The sequence below is a fragment of the Guyparkeria hydrothermalis genome, assembly GCF_023555375.1.
Lineage (GTDB): Bacteria > Pseudomonadota > Gammaproteobacteria > Halothiobacillales > Halothiobacillaceae > Guyparkeria > Guyparkeria hydrothermalis.
This window is the reverse complement of sequence record NZ_JAJSEE010000009.1, coordinates 43,114-61,400: the sequence shown is the minus strand read 5'-3', so window position 1 is coordinate 61,400 and position 18,287 is coordinate 43,114. Positions and strand designations below refer to the sequence as shown.

The following is an 18,287-nucleotide window of genomic DNA, read 5'->3' as shown; positions in this document are numbered from 1 at the left end:
GTTCGGTTGTTCCTCCAAACAGCGTAATAGGGTGGGAGCAGGCCATTCCATTAAAAAATCCCCCGCTCCCGGCCTGACTCGGGCGGCGGAGGAAAGACCGCAGGAGGATCGGTCGACGCCGCCCGTTGCCGGGCGGTCAGAGCGCGTACGGGATACGGATGCCGAGGGTGAAATCCGGGGCATCGGGCGTCAGGCCCACGCCAAGCGTGGTGACCAGGGTGGTCTTCTTGCCCAGCGCGTAGGTCAGCCCGAGATTGAACATCGCGGAGTTGGCATCGCTGCCGATCAGGTCGACCCACTCCTCGCCGTCGTACTTGGTGCGGGCCTTGCCGTTGATCTGCTGGGAGTACGACATCGACAGACTGGCGCGATCGTTCAACGCGAACGCCAGGCCCAGTCCCCAACTCCAGCTGTCGCCCAGGCTTACCTCGCCGGGATTGACGGTATCCGGATCGTTGTTGAGATCGTCGAAGCTGCGCGAGATGTAGTGCGTGTAGCCGAAGTTGGCGAACAGCAGCGCCGGGTCGAGGGTCTTGACCGCGGACACCGAGGCGCCCACCCCCCAGAGCCCGTTGCCGGTCGCCTGCTCCTCGGGGACGGCAAAGCGGACAAACGAGTTGCCGTCGGCATCCTCGCCGGTCTCGATCACGCGCCAGTCGATCCCGTAGGGTTCGCGCCCGGTGGGCGCGATCACGCTGCCGGTCAGGACCACGTCGGGCCGACTGGCCGTCTCCGGCAGTAACCGGTAACTGATGTTGACGGTGGTGTCGCCGATGGCGAGATCGCTGGTCTGGTCCACCTCGGCGAAGGCGGCCGCCGATCCACCGGCTCCACCCTTCTGGTAGGTCGTGTAGCGCTGGATGAACGGCGCGGAGACGCCGATGTTCCAGCGGGGCGTCAGACCATAGCGGGCCGCCAGGGTGTACTTGAAGGTGTCCGAGGCGACGTTGTCGACGGCGATGTTGCCGAGAAAGATCGCGTCCAGAGCGAGAAAGCCGTTCAAGGTCAATTGCGTGCGATCGTAGCGGCTGTACTCGAACCCCGCCTCGAGTACCAGCGGCCGGTCGAACGCGACGTGTTCCTGCTGGAGGAAATCATCGACGCTGCGGCGCGTGGCCTGGCGCTTGTCCTCGGCGGTGGGGGCGCTGCCGGCGGCCTCGCCGGTATCGGCCTGCGCCCCCAATGACGGACGCGGTTCGAGATCCCCTTCGGGCTCCACCCCCGCCTCGGACAGTCGCGTCTGGACGGCCATCAAGCGCGCGTCAATTTCGCGCAATCGCCGCACCTCGTTGACGTAACGCTGCTTGAGTTCGTCCAGCTCCGCCCGCAATTGTTCGACGTTGTCGGCCTCGTTGGCCGCCCAGGCCATCGGCGCCAGTCCCAGCGACAGGCAGACCGTCAGTGTCGACAACCCAATCGGCAGGCGGCTGACGCCCCCTGCCCGTTCCCTTTCCGGTAAATCCATGGCCCGACTCCTTGGGGATTGTCCCCTCGCTCGCCATTCGTTGTCCTGCTCACGCGGTGTCCCGGACGTGAACGACCGGTTTTCAGATGCCGCCTCGCAGCGTGGCCAACGATTGGCCGACCTGGCGCTGCAATTGCTCTCGACTGCTCATCCGGCTCGGGTCGATGCCCACCACCAGACGCAGCTGGTTGTTGACCACCTGGTGATCGCCGGCCAACTGGATCACCTGGGCGGCGTTGCCGGCCTGGAATCCCTGGAAGACCCGCGAATTGCCCAGCTGCATGCTTACCCCGGCCTGCCGTCCGCCGTTGGAAAGCCCCGCGGCAACCACCGCCCCGCCCTGTCGCACCTCTACGTTGTAGCCGCCTTCCGAGCCGGTGGCACCCCGCCGATGCGGCTCGATCCGCACGTCGAACTGGTTAGCCGCCCGGTTGTCATTGCCGGCGACCTGGATCTGCTGGCGTACCCCGCGGGTGCGATCCGTGGCCTTGCCCTGGACGACATGGGACCCCGAGGTGTTGATCCCGGGATCACCCTGGATCGACACGGTCGGGGCAAAGGTCACGGAGGGTGTCCGACCGGCCCGGTCGATACCGACGCTCAGGCCGGCGGCCATCGTGCCGCCCGTGGTCTGCCACTGCGTGATCATCTCGACGCCGAAATACATCACGCGGTTGTCCGCGGCGAGGAAGCGGCCTCGCATCTCGGCAAGTTCCGGGTCGGTAAGCGCCACGATGGCGGGGTTGGCCGCCAGCACCGACCCACTGATCAGCAAGCCGGCGCAGGCCAGCCCGACCGCGATACCACCGACCAGGAGCGCCTTGGTGGGCAGACCCGGCGCGGGCCGTTCACGGTTGGGCGCGGGCTGGTTGTAGTAGTGCATGGATCGGATGCAGTGCTTGCGTTTCATGGGAGTACCCTCGTAAAGCCACCGGCCTCAGAACAGGTCGGCATGCTGAAAACCGAAATCGAGCAGGTCGGCCGTGGGCACCTGCCCCGAGCGTCGATGCAGGTCGCCGCTGCTGGGAATGTCGGTGCGTTCGAGCAGCACCGTCTGGCGATCGAATCCGGGACCGATCACCGCGAACACCGTCCGTGAGGGCCAGGCCTCGATGAATGCCTCGGTGGTGTAACGCTTGTTGCCGAGCGCCGGATCGGCCACGTGCACGTACCCGTCGCCGGCCGTCTTGAGGACGACGAAGTGCTGGTAGCCATTGACGTCCATCAACACGATCGTCGGCACGTTGATCCGACCCAGACGCGACAGGTCGATTTCGTAACCGCGACCGCGATAGCCCAGCCGCTCGAGGTAGTGCTTCATCTCCAGCAGCGAAAAACCGCGGGTACGCACCTGCTCGGGGTCGGAAACCCCCCACATCCCGGCCAGCACCGTCGCCTCGTCGAGGTTCAGGCCATAGGCGTGCTTGAGCAGCGTCGCGAGCGCCGCCGCGCCGCAGGAGAAATCGAACTGCTGACGCACGACGTTGCGATAACGCCGCTCGAGCAGGCTTTCCACGGGCTTCTCCACCATCTGCCCGTGGGGAAGAACACCGGCAAACCGCACGTCGGCCGCCGAGGCCGGCAAAGCGGCAATGGCCGCGAGGCACCCCGAGACCAACAAGGCCCACCCCGCCGCGCAAAGCGCGCGAGCGAAGATGACGCTGCTGTGTCGGAGGGAGGGTGCCTGCACGGTGATATCTCGCGGTGGAGTGGCCATGAATGGATTCGGGTCAATCGTCTTTCCGGGCGACACCGATCGAGGGTGGTCGCCTGGAAAGACGAGGCGCTTGCGCGCCCCGTCGACCGATCAAGTGATCGGGTTATTCGCCGGTTCCACCAGCGCAGGTGTTGCAGGCCACGGCCATGGAGAGTGCGTTGCTCTGCAGGTTGCCGGTGCCCGAGGCGACGTTCACGCCGATGTTGCCGGAGGCGTTGGCAAACGCGTTACCCAGCAGGGAGGCGTCGTTCTTGGCGTTGACGACCACGTAGCGCGTGGTGGCCACTTCGCCGCTCATGACGCTTCCAAGCAGGACCTTGCCGCCTTCGACGAAGCCCAGCCCACCAGACTCCTCGCCCTCGTAGGTCATCTCGTGGGTGCCGAAGGCCAGCGCGCCGCCGTCGTCGTTGAGGTCAAGACCACCTTGGGTGCCGTTGGTACCGTCGTCCCCGTTGTCGAGGTCGAAGTGACCGTCGGCGGAACCGCCGGTGTGCTGCGAACCAGTCCAGATGTCTGGGTAGACATTGTTGATCTGGTCCATTTCACCGTCGATGGTGCCGCTGGTGGTGCCGGAGTAGCCACCGACGCCGCCACCCATGTAGCCACCCATGCTCCAGCCGGCCAGCTGCACCTGGGTGGTGTCGCTGTACTTCTCGGTACGGCCTTCGTTGCGAATGCTGTTACCGATCGACTCCTGGTTGCTGCTCAGGGTGGCGTTGGCTACACGTGCCGTGGAGACCGAGGCCGCCATGGTGTTCTTCTGACCGTTGCCAGTGCCGGCGGCGACGTTGACGCCGATATTGCCCGAGGCGTTCGCGAACGCGCTTTGGCCGATGCTGGCGTTGTTCATCACGCCGCTGTTACGGGTGGTGTTGGCCAGGTTCGTCTGGTCAACGTCGACACTGGCGTAGGACTCACCGAACACGAAACCGGCGTCAACGGCGGCCAGCGCGGCGGCGTTGTCCTGCACGTTGGTGTCACCGGCGGCGACGTTCATGCCGATGTTGCCCGAGGCGCCGTTACCGACGTTGTCACCGATGCTGGCGTTGTTGGTCAGCTTCTTGTTGCGCACGTCGTTGGCGTGAATGAACTGGCGATCGTGTGCCGAGGCACCCGCCGAGGCGTTGATCACGATGTCACGCAACTCACGATCGACGTGGTCGATCTCGTTACGGGTCTTGTTGAGGGTGAGGTTCTTTTCGACGTCCACGGTCTTGTCGACATCGATGTTCTTGTCGACATCGATCTTCACCTTCATGTGGATGTTGTGGTGGCCGCCCTCATGCTCACCGTTGGACTCGGAGGCCATTACCGGGCCAGAGACCAGCGCGGCGACCGCCGAGGCGATCAGGGTCATCTTGAGTTGCGTTTTCATGGCATCTACCTTCTTGTTGGGGTTTCTTCGATCATGAGTTCAGGGTCGGTGGCCGGACATCGAGAAGTGATTTGCCGTCACGTTTCGGCTTCCCGACACCTGATTGATTTGGAGAACCCCTCCGAATCCGCTAAAGGCGGTGTCGGTGACAACCGCGCGATACCGTCCCGAAGAGACCTCCCCCGACTGCCCGTCGTCCCGGGCGGCCGAATCCGACGCCCCAACCGGGTTCACCGGTTCGAGCGTGCGAATCTCCTTGAATCCCTTGCCTGCGGGGGCAAGGGCCATTGAATTGATCTGGGCGTTGCCGTCGCCGGCCACCTGGTTCACTCCCAGCACGCCCTGTCCACGACTGAATGCCTGCCCGTCGATGCGCGTGTTCGTCTCCATCCATGCAGGGCGTGCCTGGCCTGGGTTGTCGATGCGTTGAGTCGCATCGATCGTCCCGTTCAACGCGCGCTGGTTGGTCTGGAGATTTGCCGCGCCGGCGGCCGTATTGACGGACACGTTGCCGGTCGCCCCCTGGGCGAAGTGCTCGCCGATGTGGTTGTCGTTGAGCACGGCGAGCATCCAGTCGTATTCGCCGGGCACGGAGGCCTCGGCGCGGGCGTCGCCGGCAACGATCATCTGGGCGGTCATTGCCAGGGCGAACAGCCCGAGCCCCACCAGCGCAAACCGGATCAGGTGCGTGAAATCGGGCGAATGCTTGCTGCGGCTGGCCATCACCGTGTCCCTCCCTGTCCAAGCAGGCCGGCGCCGGACAGCGCTCCGGTCACGGTCGAGCCAATCGACCCGGTGGCCGAGCCGATCGCCCCGCCGGCTACCGAGGGTGCCGAGTGGCGTCCGTTCGTGGACCCGCCCAGTTGTTGGGTGATCGTGGTGATGGAGCCGCCCATGCCGCCGGCGTGCGACGGGCCGTTACCTGCGCCCGCGGCCACCTGCCCGTAACCGCCCGGGGATATTTCCAGGTGAGACAGGCCCTGTTCCATTTCCGACCTGGGACTCGGATCGATCAGCAAGGCCCGCCCCGGGGGCTGGGCACGGGCGGCATGGCGGGTCGGGACGGCACGCTGGAGCACGATCTCGCCCGGCCTGGCCTCGACCGCGGCCCTTGAGCCGGCGGCAAACGCATCGATCGACCACAGCGAGGCCGCCAGCGTGGCGGTGATGGTCAGGGTCAGCGTGAGGGAGGCCGTAAACGCGGGATTCGGGCGGGACTCGTTAACCGACGAAGGCACGGAGGTCATCCGTGGTGCGGATCGGGTTGGGGTTACCCGAATCCTGTCCCCGGCGATCGAGATGAAATCCTGTTTGCCGAACACGTCGTTCATGACCTGGCTCCCGAAGTGGTGGGGAGCGTCGTGCTCCCACGCCACCCACTGGAGCAAGTCCGGGGCCAAGATTTTGAGTGCCGTAAAATCAGCGGCTTACGAAATAAGCCCCCGTGATCCGGTGCCGAGTGATGCAGGCGTGATACAGCCGGCAATGCGGGGCGCCGCGCGAGTCGCATCCAGGCGTGGTGTCGGCCCGGTCGAACCGTCGCAATCCTGATACAGCGCCAATGGCCGTTGATCCATTCTGGCGCATGGGCGCGTGCACTGACGCCGTTGGCGTTGGGTGCCCGGTGTGACGCGTTAATGCGTGTCGCGTGTTGGAAACGACTCGGCCCCGACCGTGAGCCGAGCGGAAATGACGGGACGGGAACCGGTGAAGGTGGACCTGGCGCCCTCGACGTGGCAACGCCGGGTCAGTCGATCGAGAGGTCGTGCTTGCGGATCAGTCGGTGCAGGGTGCAGCGCGAGACGTCGAGCAGGCGCGCGGCCTCGGTGACGTTGTTGCCCGCGCGGGCGATTGCCTCGGCGATCACCCGTCGTTCGGCCAGTTCCCGGGCGCGGGCCAGGGTGGGGAAATTGCTGTCGTCGTCGTGGTGCGGCCTGATCTCCGGCAGCGAGACCATGTTGCCGTCGGCCAGCACGATGCCGCGGCGCAGCCGGTTCATGAGTTCGCGGATGTTGCCCGGCCAGGCATAGGTACGCAGTGCCGCCTCGGTCGCCGGGGTCAGACGCTTTCGCTTTACTCCCAGCTCGTCGCAAAAACGGGCCAGGTAGTGCTCGGCAAGCTCGAGCACATCGGCACCCCGCTCGGCCAGCGGCGGCATCTCCAGGGGCAGCACGTCGAGGCGGAACAGCAGATCCTCGCGGAACGTGCCCGCGAGCACGGCGCGATTGAGATCGACGTGGGTGGCGGCAATGATGCGGGCATCGACCGCGATCGTGGCGTCCCCGCCAACACGCTGGATCTCGCCCTGTTGCAGGAATCGCAGCAGGTTGACCTGCACGTCCAGTGGCAGATCGCCGATCTCGTCGAGGAACAGGGTCCCGCCCTGGGCCTGCTCCACCCAGCCAATGCGGCGCTTGCTCGCCCCGGTGAACGCGCCCTTTTCGTGGCCGAACAACTCCGACTGGATGAGGTTAGGGCTCAATGTCCCGCAGTTGACCGCAACGAAGGGCTTGTCGGTTCGATCGGACTGATGATGGATCGAGCGTGCGGCCAGTTCCTTGCCGGTGCCGGTGGGCCCGGTGATCAGCACCGGCAGGTGATTGCCGGCATACCGGTGCACCTGGCGCCGGACCGCCTGCATGGCCTCGCTCCTGCCCACCATCTCGTGGGCGCCGTCGCCCAGACCACAGGCGGACTCGTTGGCAACGTGCAGATCGGCCACCCGGGCCATGGTCCAGGCGTGACCGATCGAGAACGTCAGCCGGGTGGGCTCGATCGGGGCAAAGCAGAAATCGAAGAAGTAGGCGTGCAGGAAGCTGGCGTGGGCGGGATTGTCGGCCTGCGGCTTTTCGATGATGGCGACCAGTTGCAGACTGGGAAACTGGTGACAGAAGGCAGGTAGCCAGCTCATTGCCGACTGCATGGCCCCGCGCAGGTCGATCAGTGCCACCCGCACCTGGTCTCGCTTGACCTGGCGGGATAACCGGTCCGGGTCGTCGACGCCCACGATTTCCCAGAAGAACGGCTCGGCGATGCGGCGAACCTCCTCGACCGCCTCCGGCCCGCGCAGGCTCAGCATCGGCAATCGCCGAAACATGCACATCTCGCTACTCATGGCAGCGACGTCCCCAGGGCATATCCATACATCGGTCCCTGCTTGGTCTGGCCCTACCGGTCAGGCGGTGGCCTGACCGGCCCGGCTCACGTGGCGCCCCCTGACCGGGACGCCAAAAAGCCGTTCCCTAACACCCTGACTATATGCCTCTTTTCACAGTTTGCGCATTTTTTGACCACCCTGGCGCCAGGCCATCCCGCCAACGACACCTCCGGTCGCGTTTTCACCGCATGCCCGCTTCCCATACACTTCCCGGCGGACCTCCATTTGCGACCACCGGGAAGACACGACGTCTTGACTGACTCCACGGACGCCCACGCCCCCATCACGCCCGGCTTTATCGTGTTGCAGGGCAATCGCCTCGAGGGCCTGCGCGATCTGCTGGTGGAGTGGCTGCGTCGAGCGCCGCTCGGGCCGCTGGAGGACGAGCGCATCCTCGTGCAGAGCAACGGCATGGCCCAGTGGCTGCGCCTCGCCCTTGGCCGCTCGCAACACGAGGATGGCCGGGGCGGGCTGGGCATCGCCACGGCCATGGACCTGCTGCTCCCGGCCCGCCTGCAGTGGCAGTGCTACCGGGCCGTGCTGGGACGCCAGAACGTGCCCCCCGAGGCCCCGCTGGACAAGGCGCGACTGACCTGGCGCCTGCTCCGGCTGCTGCGAGACCCGGCGATCCGCGCCGATCCGGTCTTCGAACCCCTGGCGCATTACATCGTCGATGACGAACACAGGGCCTACCAGCTCGCCGCCCGCCTGTCCGACCAGTTCGACCAGTACCAGGTCTATCGCGCCGACTGGCTCGAACGCTGGGCGAACGAGGAACTCGCCCTGCCCGGCCCGCTCGGCGAGGCCCCTGACGTTCCGGCCGATTCCCGGTGGCAACCGGCACTCTGGCGTGCGGTGCTCGACGACCTCGTACGCCATCCGCCCGAGACCGAGGACGGCACGGCGCCGGCGGACTTTGCCGGTCGGGCACTGGTGCACCGCGCGTTCCTCGACCGGGCCGCCCAGGCCACCGAACGTCCCCCCGACCTGCCGCGCCGGATCGTCGTCTTCGGTGTCTCCGCCCTGCCGCCGCAGGTCCTCGAGGTCCTCGGCGCCATCTCGCGTTGGACCCAGGTGATCTTCTGTCTGCAGAACCCCTGCCGGCACTACTGGGGCGACATCGTGGAGGACCGTCACCTGTTCCGGCACGCCTACCGACGGATCAGCGCGCGCAAGGTCGACGCGAGCCTCGCCGATCACGACCTCCATCAGCACGCCCACCCCCTGCTCGCCTCCTGGGGAAAGCAGGGGCGTGACCTCGTGCGGCTGGTCGACGCCTTCGACCAGGCACCCGAACGGGCGCGGCACAGCGACCCGCTCAACATCGATCTGTTTACCGAACCGACGACCGACCACCTGCTGGGACAAATCCAGGCCGACCTGCTCGACCTGCGCCCGGTCTCGGAGATGGAGGCGCAAGGACGTCGGCTCGACGCGGCCGACGAGTCGCTGCGGTTCACCATCGCCCACAGCCCGCTGCGCGAGGTCGAGATCCTGCAGGATCAGCTGCTGGCGGCCTTCGATGCCGACCCCGGCCTGCGCCCGCGGGACGTGATCGTCATGGTCCCGGACATGACCGACTACGCCGCCGCCATCAGTGCCGTGTTCGGTCGACTCGACCGCCGTGACCCGCGCTACCTGCCGTTTGCCATCTCCGACCGGCCGGAGCGGGATACCCACCCGATGCTGCGTGCGTTGGAGAGTCTGCTGCATCTGCCGGAGGCGCGACTGACGGCCAGCGAGGTACTGGATCTACTGGAAGTGGACGCGTTGCGCGCGCGTTTCGGGATTGCCGACAGCGAGGTAGCGACCTTGCGTCACTGGATCGACGCGGCCGGCATTCGCTGGGGGCTCGACGGCGATCATCGGCCCGAATTCGGCCTGCCGGCCGGGATCGAGCAGAACACCTGGCATTTCGGCCTCGACCGGTTGCTGTACGGCTACCTCGCCGGCGCGGACGACGACTGGCAAGGCATCGTGCCCGTCGGCGGGATGGAGGGCATGAGCGCGGCGGTCATCGGTCCGTTGCACCACCTGATCGACACCATTGGCCGGTGGCGACACCGATTGGGCGAATGCCGATCCCCCGGCGGGTGGGCCACCCGTTTCGAGGAGCTGGTCGAGGCATTCTTCGATCCCGACGCCATTCCGCCGGGCGAGGATGACCAGGCCAATCCGCTGGCGGCGCGCGAGTCGGCGGTCAACCTGCGTGACCGGGTGCTCGAGGCGATCACGGGCTGGCTCGAGGATTGCCGCTCGGCGGCATTCGATCAGCCCATCGGCATCGAGACGGCCCGCAGCGCCTGGCTGGATCGGCTCGACGAGCACCGCCTCAATCAGCGATTCCTGGTGGGGGCCGTGAACTTCGCCACCCTCATGCCCATGCGTGCGATCCCCTTCCGCCACGTCTACCTGCTCGGCATGAGCGACGAGGCCTACCCCCGGCGCCAGCCGGCCGCCGACTTCGACCTGATGGCCGGTCGCTACCGCCCCGGTGACCGATCGCGTCGCGAGGACGATCGTTACCTGTTTCTCGAGGCCTTGCTCTCCGCGCGCGACCGTTTCTGGATCAGCTGGGTGGGCCGCGACATCCGCGACAACCACGAGCGACCGGCCTCCGTTCTGGTCAATCAGCTGCGCGATCACATCGATCGCGGCTGGTCGCTGACGGACTCGCCCGACGAGACCGCCGCCTCCGATTCACTGACGACCGAGCACCCGCTCCAGCCGTTCAGCCGCGCGTACTTCGGCCCGGAGCGACCGGAGTTGAGCAGTTACGCCACCGAATGGCAGCAGGTGCATGCCGGGCCGAACGTGACCCATACCGCCACATCCGCGCAGACCGAAGACGAGATGGATGCCCCCATCCCCACCCTCGGCGATCTCGCCCAGTTATTGAAACAGCCCTGGCGCGTCTACCTCGGCCGCCACCTGGGGGTGGCACCACGGACCGACATCCGCCTGCCGGAGGACGACGAGCCGTTCGCGCTCGACCCGCTGGGCGAGTCGCAACTCAGCGCCCAATTACTCGAGCTGGTGCGCGCACGTCTGGCCCGCGAGCCGGTCCAATCCCTTTCCGGCGAGCGGCTCGAGGCGATGCTGCCGGAGTGGATCGAGGCCGCCTTTGACCGCCTTGCCGGCACCGGCCAACTGCCGCTGGCCCCGTTCGACGAGGCCCTGCGCCGTGATCATGCTGATCCGCTCGCCCGCCAGCTGACCACCTGGGCGGCGTTCCAGGCCCGGTATCCCGACCTGCTGCCCGCCGTCGATATCGACGCTCGTCTCACCCCCGATGCTGGCAACGATCAAGACACCGTCCTCTCGGGGCAGATCGACGACATCCGGGTCGGCGAGGATCAGGCGGTTCGGCTGCGGTTGCTGCCCGGCGCCCTGCACAAGGGCAAGAACCTCAAGTGGCACCGCCTGGTGGGTGAATGGCCGACCCACCTGGCGGCGCAGTTGAGCGGCCGCCCGGTGACCACCTACCTGATCAGCGAATCCGACGCCCAGCGCGACTCCCTGCTCGAACGCCCGGTCGCAATGGAGCCGGTCGATCCGACCGTCGCGCGCGACCTGTTGACCGCCCTGGTCGGCTGGTGGCACCAGGCCCGCCGCCAGCCGCTACCGGCCGAGGCCCGCACCCAGATCGCCTGGCTCACCGCCAGAGACGACCTCAAGCGCCGCAGCGGCGCACGCGCCGCCTTCGACCACGCCGCCCAGTACGATGCCGACCTGCGTCGATTGTGGCCGGAATTCGCGGCGCTCGAGGCCCACGCCGACTTCGAGGCGGTCGCCAACGCCCTGTACCGGCCACTGCTCAGCGGCACGCGGGGCGAACATCGCAAGGCCCCGGCCACCGAGGGCATGGCAAGCGAGGGAGAGGCATGAACGAACTTGATCCGATCACCTTTCCCCTGCAAGGCAGTCGGCTGATCGAGGCCAGTGCGGGCACGGGCAAGACCTTCACCATCTCGCTGCTCTACCTGCGCCTGGTACTGGGCCACCGCGGACCCGAGCAACGCCACGCGCGTCCGCTCACCCCGCCGGAAATACTGGTCAGCACCTTCACCGAGGCGGCGGTCGCCGAACTGCGTGACCGGATTCGCAGCCGCCTGCAACAGGCCGCCTGGCTGTTTGCGGGCACCCGTGATGAGCACGAGGTCGACCAACCCCTGCGCGATCTGTACGACGAGTTCGATGCCGACGAGCGCGCCCGCGGCGCCTTCCTGCTGCAACGGGCCGCCGAATGGATGGACGAGGCGGCCATCTTCACCATCCACGGGTTCTGCCAACGACAGCTGGCCGAGCACGCCTTCCACAGCGGCGCCCTGTTCGAGCAGGAGCTGATCACCGACCTCGACCCCCTGATCCACGTGGCGGTGCGCGATTTCTGGCGCACGCACGGCTACCCGTTGACCACGAGGGAATCTCTCGCCCGGCAGTTCGCCCGCCTGGTCGACACGCCGGGGGCGCTCAAGGAGAAGGTACGCAACCTGATCAAGCGCGACGGCAGCCGGCTTGCCGTCGGCGAGATCACGGCCGGGTCCACCGGGGAGCTGCCCTCACCCGCCGAGCTACTCGATCGACTGTCCGTCGCGCAAGAGCGCGCGGACACGGCCGAGGGCCGGGCGCGCGAGGCCTGGCTCGCCGATATCGACACCCTGCACGGGTTGTGGAACGGCGTGCGTCCGGGGTTGAGCAAGACGAGTCACGCCGAGGCCAAGACGGAAGACACGTTCGCGGCGTGGCTTGCCGGTGTCGACGACTGGGCTGCCGGTACCGGGACGCTTGGCGAGCCAGACCGGAAGAAGCTCGCGCGCCCGTCAACCAACAAGGGCCACGAACCGCCCGAGCACCCGGCGCTGGATGCCATCGGCGACTGGCACGCCGCCCTTGCCCGCCTGGACGAGCAAGTCGACGAGATCAAGCCCACCGTCCAGGCCTTCGCCGCGCTGTGGATACGCGAACGCATCGCGAGCCTGCTGGCCAGCCGCCGCGCGATGGGATTCGAGGACATGCTGATCCAGATGCGCGATGCGGTCGACCCGGAGCGAAACCCCAACGCCCGGGGCATGATCGAGGCGATCCGTTCCCAGTATCCGGTCGCGATGATCGACGAATTCCAGGACACCGATCCGCTGCAATACGCGATCTTCTCGGCCGTCTACCCGCTCGGGGCGGAGACGCCCGCCTCGGACGAGCACGCCATCGTGCTGATCGGCGATCCCAAGCAGGCGATCTACAGCTTTCGCGGCGCGGACATCCATAGCTACCTCACCGCGCGGCGGGCAACGGCCGGACGACACGCGAGCCTGCCCTGCAACTTCCGCTCGACCGACGCCATGGTCGGCGCGGTCAACGCGATGTTCTCGGTGGCCGATGAACACCCCGACGGCGCGTTTCGCTTCCCCCTCGATGGCGGGGCATCGCCGCTGCCGTTCGAGCCGGTCAAGGCCCAGGGACGCGACGACCGCCTGGTCGACCGGGGCGGTGAACTGCCCGCCGTGACGTTGTGGGCATCGCCTCCCGACGAGGTCTGGACCAGCGGCGCCTTCCGCGACGCGCTGGCCGTCCGGGCGGCCGGGGAAATCGCCGCACTGCTCAATCGCGGCCAGTCGGGCAGCTGCGGCTTTCAAGGCGACGGCGCACTGCGCGGGCTCGAGCCACGCGATATCGCCGTGCTGGTACGAACGCAGGACGAAGGCAAGCTGATGCGCCGGGCACTGGCCGACTTCGGCGTGCCGGCCGTGTTCCTGTCCGAGCGCTCCTCGGTGTTCGCCTCGACCGAGGCGGCCGACATGCTCGTGTGGCTCGAGGCACTGGCCGAGCCGGCGCGCAGCGACCGGATCCGTCAGGCGCTCGCCACGGCCAGCATGGCCCTGCCGCTCGAGGAACTGGAAGCCCTCCTGCGCGACGAGACCCAATTCGACGCCATCTGCCAGCGATTCCACGAATGGCACCGGACCTGGCAATCCCAGGGCGTGCTCGCCGCGATCATGGGCCTGTTGCACCATTTCTCCATCCCGGCTCGTCTGCTCGAGACCGACGCACGCCAGAACCGCCGCGGCGAGCGCCGACTGACCAACCTGCTGCACCTGGCCGAATGGCTGCAACAGACCGACCAGGACGTCGACGGCGAGACCGCCCTGCTCCACCGCCTGCACCTGGCCGTGACCGAGGGGGCCGCCGAGCAGGAGATCCGCCTGGAGCAGGACAACGCCATGGTGCGGATCGTGACCATCCACGGGTCGAAGGGCCTGCAGTACCCAGTGGTGTTCCTGCCTTTCATCGCCCTGCTCGGGGCGGACACGCATCGCCGCGGCGAACCGACCCGCCGTCACCGCGACGATGGCTCGGTCTGGGAGATGGCGCCGACGAAGGAGGCGAACGCGGAGGCCGCCCAGGAGGCGATCGCCGAGTCCATCCGGCTGTTCTACGTGGCCATGACCCGGGCGGAGTACGCCTGTGTGCTCGGTGCCGGGCCGGTCAAGTTCGGTAACGCCAAGGCGTTCAACCCCGGCAAGACGGCCTTCGGGCAATTCCTCGGCTTTTCACCCGACGAGACCTGCGACCGCCCCGGCTACCTCGACAAGCTCGCTCGCTGGGCCGAGCACGCAGCGATCGAGATCGTGGACCTGCCCGAGCCGCTCGATCCTCGCCGCCATCGCTTCACGCCACCGCCGGAACCGGCGCTTCACGGCCCTCGGATACCGCATTTCGAGGCGTTCGAACCGTGGTGGATCTCGAGCTTCTCGGCGCTGACCGCCTCGATCGGCCACCGGGTGCCCCTCCCCGCCCCGGAGGGCGCGCGCGAGGAAGTGCGTCTCGAATCGCAGGCGGAGGCAGTCACCCGGGCCCGGCCGACCGCGGATCACGCGGTGACGGCCAGGACAGACCTCGGGCCAACGGGTCTCCGTACCGACCTGGTGCCGATCGGCATCCACGCGCTGCCACGCGGGGCGCAGATCGGCACCCTGCTGCACGACCTGATCGAGGCGATTGCCGCCGACGGCTTTCATCGTCACGCCCAGCGCCCGGGATCGATCGCCCGTCTGATCTCGCGCACGTCCCACCCGGGGCTGCGATCACTCGACGAGGCGCAGGTCGATGTCGTCGCGCGAAGTCTCGAGACCCTGCTGGCCAGCCGCTGGCGGATGCCGACCGGCGGGGAGCTCGCGCTGGCCGAAACGACCCGATACCAGGCCGAAATGGAATTCTGGCTGGCCGTCGACGACGCCGATCTCGCGCCGCTCGACCGACTCGTGTGCGACCACGTCGCGCCGGGCCGCCCGCGACCGCCCCTGTCCGGGCCGGCCATCAACGGCATGCTCAAGGGCTTTATCGATCTCGCCCTCGAGCGCGACGGCCGGTATTACGTGATCGACTGGAAATCCAACTGGCTGGGTCCGGATGCGGCCGCCTACACGCCCGAGGCACTGGAACAGGCCATGCTCGACTCGCGCTACGACCTGCAATTCGTCCTGTACCTGGTGGCCCTGCATCGCCACCTGCGCGATCGGTTGCCGGACTACGACTACGACCGCCACGTGGGCGGGGCGGCCTACGTGTTCCTGCGCGGGATCGAGGCGGCCACCGACGCCCCCGACAACGCCGGCGTCTACACCTGCCGGCCGGACCGCGTCCTGATCGAGTCGCTCGACCGGCTGTTTGCCGGCGAGGAGGTCGCGGCATGAACCGTCACCCGGCCCTTGCCGACCACGGCAGCCTGCGTGTCCTGCTCGATCGCTGGGTCGGCATCGGCTGGCTGCGCCCGATCGACCGCGCCGTGGCCGATTTCCTGGCCGTTCATGCCCCGACCAATGATCCGTTGGCCGCTTTGGCCGGAGCACTCGCGAGCCACCAGAGCGGCAGCGGGCACGTCTGTCTGGACCTGACCGCGGTGAAGGAAAACCCCGATCTGACGTTGCGGATGCCGCCCGCCGAGCCGACCGGGGCCGGATCGGAAGCCGACACACCGGCAGCCGTGCTCGACGGGGTGAGCGTTGCCGATTGGCAGCAGGCCCTGTCCGAGCACCCGGCGGTGCGCCCGCTGGCCTGGCGGGAGGACCACCAGGCCGGTGATGGCCGACCGCTGGTGCTGGTCGACCCAACGCGCCCCCAACTCTACCTGCGTCGTTACTGGCAGGTGGAGGGACGGGTCGCGGCCGGCCTCGCCGGCCGGACCACGGGTGAACCCGCACCCGCCGCGCGCGTGCGTCCGATTCTCGATGCCCTGTATCCCACCGTCCGGGGCCAGGGATCGGCTCCCGATTGGCAGAAGCTCGCCTGCGCGCTGGCCGCGTACCAGCCGTTCGCGATCATCACCGGCGGCCCCGGTACCGGCAAGACCACGACCGTGGTGCGACTGCTCGCGACACTGACCGCGTTGCATCTCGACGGATCTGACCGCTTGGGCCCGCCCCGCATCGCGCTGTGTGCCCCGACCGGCAAGGCCGCCGCACGCCTGTCGGAATCGATCGGCGACAAGGTGCGCGAGATCGCCGCCCTTGACGACGGGCCAACGAACACCGGGTTCGAAGGCGGATCCTGGGCCCGCGTCGCCGCGCACCTGCCCGATCAGGTCCGGACCATCCATCGCCTGATCGGCACGCGGCCACTGGCCGAACGGCCCCGCCATCACCGCGACAACCCGCTCGATCTCGACATCGTCGTGGTCGACGAGGCCTCGATGATCGGCATGGAACTGATGGCACAGCTCGTCGATGCCCTGCCCGCCCACTGCCGCCTGGTGATGCTGGGCGACAAGGACCAGCTCGCCTCGGTCGAGGCCGGGGCGGTGCTCGGTGAGCTCTGCCGCCATGCCGGTGACAGCGACACCCCGGATTATCCGCGGCCCGTGCACGACTACCTCGAAGCCGCCACGGGGCAATCCCTGCCGGCAGCGCCCCCGCCCGATCTCTTCACCGAGACGACCGACGCGGTCGCCGCCCACATTGCCACCCTGCGCGTCTCGCATCGCTTCGGCGAGGACAGCGCGATCGGGGCGTTGGCGCGGGCAGTAAACCGGGGCGATCCGACCGCCGCGACCGGCGTGCTGGGTCGCCCCGCCGAAGGCCCGATCGCCGAGCGCGAGGTGGCGTGGTTGCTGGACCGAGCCGGCGACGACCCGACCGGCGGTTTCCCCCGGCTGGTCGTCGACGGGCTGCGCCCGTGGCTGTCGATGCTCGCCGAACGGACGGCGGGATTCGATCCGACCGCGCCGGCCGACGAAGCGGACGTGGCCGAACTGTTCCGCCGCCATAACGACTTCCAGCTGCTCTGCGCCCTGCGTCGCGGGCCGGCGGGCGTCGAGGGCCTGAATGCCCGTGTGCAGGACTGTTTGGTCCGCGACGGATTGCTGCCCGCCGCCGAGGGCATGGGCCGATCGACCGGCTGGTACGCGGGCCGTCCGGTGATCGTCACCCGGAACGACGCCCAGCTGAATCTCGCCAACGGCGACATGGGGCTGACCCTGCCCGCGCGTCTGGAAAGCGGGGAGACCGGTCTGCGGGTGGTATTCCCGAACGACGACCCGAATGCCCCGCCGGGACGGCGGTTTCACTGGGTAAGTCCCACGCGCCTGACCGAGGTGGAAACCGCCTTTGCGCTGACCGTTCACAAGTCGCAGGGCTCGGAGTTCACCCGGGTGGCACTGGTGATGCCCGCGTACCGTAACCCGATCCTGACGCGCGAATTGCTCTACACGGCGATCACCCGCGCCAGGCGCCAGTTCACCCTGGTATCGCCCGTTCGCCCGGACGACGGGCACGCGGGCCAGCCGGCGGAGCAGGCGACCATGGTGCTGCGCGCCGCGATCGCCAGCGTCACCCGCCGATCGGGTCACCTGCGTCGTCGGCTGATGTCCCGACTGGCCCTGGACAAGCATAACGACGGGAAGTGGCACGAGAACGGTTGAACCACTAGGGAAGGTCTGCACGCATAGCCAATGTCTCTGGCTTGCCGGCTTGTTCGTCATCAAGGCGCCGATACGAAGGCGGGCTCATGACCCGGCGAGGATCGGAAACACCGATGACGGGCAAGCCGGCCAGCCCCGCAGGGCGGGAACCCTTTGGACCCGCAGAGGCGTTGGATATTCGTGCAGAGTTTCCTTAGTCTAGCGGCCACATCAACCCGGACGGACAGACGCCATGCGCTTGACCCAGGACGATCGCGGCCGCCAATTCGTGATCCGCGGCTTCTCCGAGTCCCACGTGACCGTAAACGACCAGGAGCTGCGGCAGCCCTTCCTGCTCACGCCGGACACGCTGCACGCCGAGGTACCGGTCGACGAGCTCGATGCCCTGTCGGTCGAAGGCGAGTCCCTGCTGCTGCGCGATGAGCCGGAAGTGGTGATCATCGGCACCGGCGCCCGCACCCGGATGGGGCCGGCCAGCCTGTCGGCCGCGCTGATGCGCCAGGGCGTGGGCATCGAGTACATGGACACCGCCGCGGCGCTGCGCACCTACACCGTGCTCGCCTCCGAGCTGCGGCGGGTGAGCCTGCTCGTGTTTCTCTGACCACCCGCTGGTTTCTCCCTTTTCCGCGCCTTTCTCACGGTCCTTTTCACGCCCCA

General features: G+C 67.7%; 11 protein-coding genes. 4 read left to right on the top strand and 7 right to left on the bottom strand.

Translation table 11 applies throughout. The features are described from left to right. Positions 1–136: 136 nt before the first annotated feature. The 7 genes from LV475_RS10995 to LV475_RS10965 form a co-directional block, all read right to left on the bottom strand. Positions 137–1,465, bottom strand: coding sequence for a porin (locus LV475_RS10995; protein WP_250106314.1), 1,329 nt, complete (start codon positions 1,463–1,465; stop codon positions 137–139). Between the two features lie 82 nt (positions 1,466–1,547). Then, complete coding sequence (locus LV475_RS10990) at positions 1,548–2,375, bottom strand: hypothetical protein (RefSeq protein ID WP_250106313.1); 828 nt, start codon at positions 2,373–2,375, stop codon at positions 1,548–1,550. Positions 2,376–2,402: 27 nt separating this feature from the next. After that, complete coding sequence (locus tag LV475_RS10985; protein WP_197039271.1) at positions 2,403–2,981, bottom strand: C39 family peptidase; 579 nt, start codon at positions 2,979–2,981, stop codon at positions 2,403–2,405. A 304-nt stretch (positions 2,982–3,285) separates the two neighbouring features. Next, positions 3,286–4,557 carry a hypothetical protein gene (locus tag LV475_RS10980; RefSeq protein ID WP_250106312.1) on the bottom strand — a complete coding sequence of 424 codons (1,272 nt, stop codon included), beginning with the start codon at positions 4,555–4,557 and terminating at the stop codon, positions 3,286–3,288. A 39-nt stretch (positions 4,558–4,596) separates the two neighbouring features. Then, positions 4,597–5,280, bottom strand: a complete 684-nt coding sequence (locus tag LV475_RS10975; RefSeq protein WP_136866084.1) for a hypothetical protein — start codon at positions 5,278–5,280, stop codon at positions 4,597–4,599. After that, positions 5,280–5,888, bottom strand: a complete 609-nt coding sequence (locus tag LV475_RS10970) for a hypothetical protein (RefSeq protein WP_250106311.1) — start codon at positions 5,886–5,888, stop codon at positions 5,280–5,282. The genes LV475_RS10975 and LV475_RS10970 overlap by 1 nt, the downstream gene beginning before the upstream one ends. A 416-nt stretch (positions 5,889–6,304) precedes the next feature. Next, entirely contained in the window at positions 6,305–7,672 is a 1,368-nt protein-coding gene (locus LV475_RS10965) for a sigma-54 interaction domain-containing protein (RefSeq protein ID WP_250106310.1), read from the bottom strand. 294 nt (positions 7,673–7,966) lie between these two features. On the opposite strand from LV475_RS10965, the gene recC reads away from it, so the two are divergent. The 4 genes from recC to LV475_RS10945 all read left to right on the top strand — a co-directional run bounded on the left by recC (position 7,967) and on the right by LV475_RS10945 (position 18,231). Further along, entirely contained in the window at positions 7,967–11,602 is a 3,636-nt protein-coding gene (gene recC / locus LV475_RS10960; RefSeq protein ID WP_250106309.1) for an exodeoxyribonuclease V subunit gamma, read from the top strand. Then, entirely contained in the window at positions 11,599–15,408 is a 3,810-nt protein-coding gene (gene recB / locus LV475_RS10955) for an exodeoxyribonuclease V subunit beta (RefSeq protein ID WP_136866213.1), read from the top strand. The genes recC and recB overlap by 4 nt, the downstream gene beginning before the upstream one ends. After that, positions 15,405–17,630, top strand: coding sequence for an exodeoxyribonuclease V subunit alpha (gene recD / locus LV475_RS10950; protein ID WP_136866212.1), 2,226 nt, complete (start codon positions 15,405–15,407; stop codon positions 17,628–17,630). Before recB ends, recD begins: the two co-directional genes overlap by 4 nt. A 232-nt stretch (positions 17,631–17,862) precedes the next feature. Next, positions 17,863–18,231 (top strand): Mth938-like domain-containing protein, encoded by a 369-nt coding sequence (locus tag LV475_RS10945; protein WP_136866211.1) that lies wholly within the window; start codon positions 17,863–17,865, stop codon positions 18,229–18,231. Positions 18,232–18,287: the final 56 nt, after the last annotated feature.

Bases quoted from the DNA above. Each gene is read 5' to 3' on its own strand.
- LV475_RS10995 (WP_250106314.1), bottom strand. From the start codon at position 1,465: ATGGATTTACCGGAAAGGGAACGGGCAGGGGGCGTCAGCCGCCTGCCG.
- LV475_RS10990 (WP_250106313.1), bottom strand. From the start codon at position 2,375: ATGAAACGCAAGCACTGCATCCGATCCATGCACTACTACAACCAGCCC.
- LV475_RS10980 (WP_250106312.1), bottom strand. From the start codon at position 4,557: ATGAAAACGCAACTCAAGATGACCCTGATCGCCTCGGCGGTCGCCGCG.
- LV475_RS10975 (WP_136866084.1), bottom strand. From the start codon at position 5,280: ATGGCCAGCCGCAGCAAGCATTCGCCCGATTTCACGCACCTGATCCGG.
- LV475_RS10970 (WP_250106311.1), bottom strand. From the start codon at position 5,888: ATGAACGACGTGTTCGGCAAACAGGATTTCATCTCGATCGCCGGGGAC.
- LV475_RS10965 (WP_250106310.1), bottom strand. From the start codon at position 7,672: ATGAGTAGCGAGATGTGCATGTTTCGGCGATTGCCGATGCTGAGCCTG.
- recB (WP_136866213.1), top strand. From the start codon at position 11,599: ATGAACGAACTTGATCCGATCACCTTTCCCCTGCAAGGCAGTCGGCTG.
- recD (WP_136866212.1), top strand. From the start codon at position 15,405: ATGAACCGTCACCCGGCCCTTGCCGACCACGGCAGCCTGCGTGTCCTG.
- LV475_RS10945 (WP_136866211.1), top strand. From the start codon at position 17,863: ATGCGCTTGACCCAGGACGATCGCGGCCGCCAATTCGTGATCCGCGGC.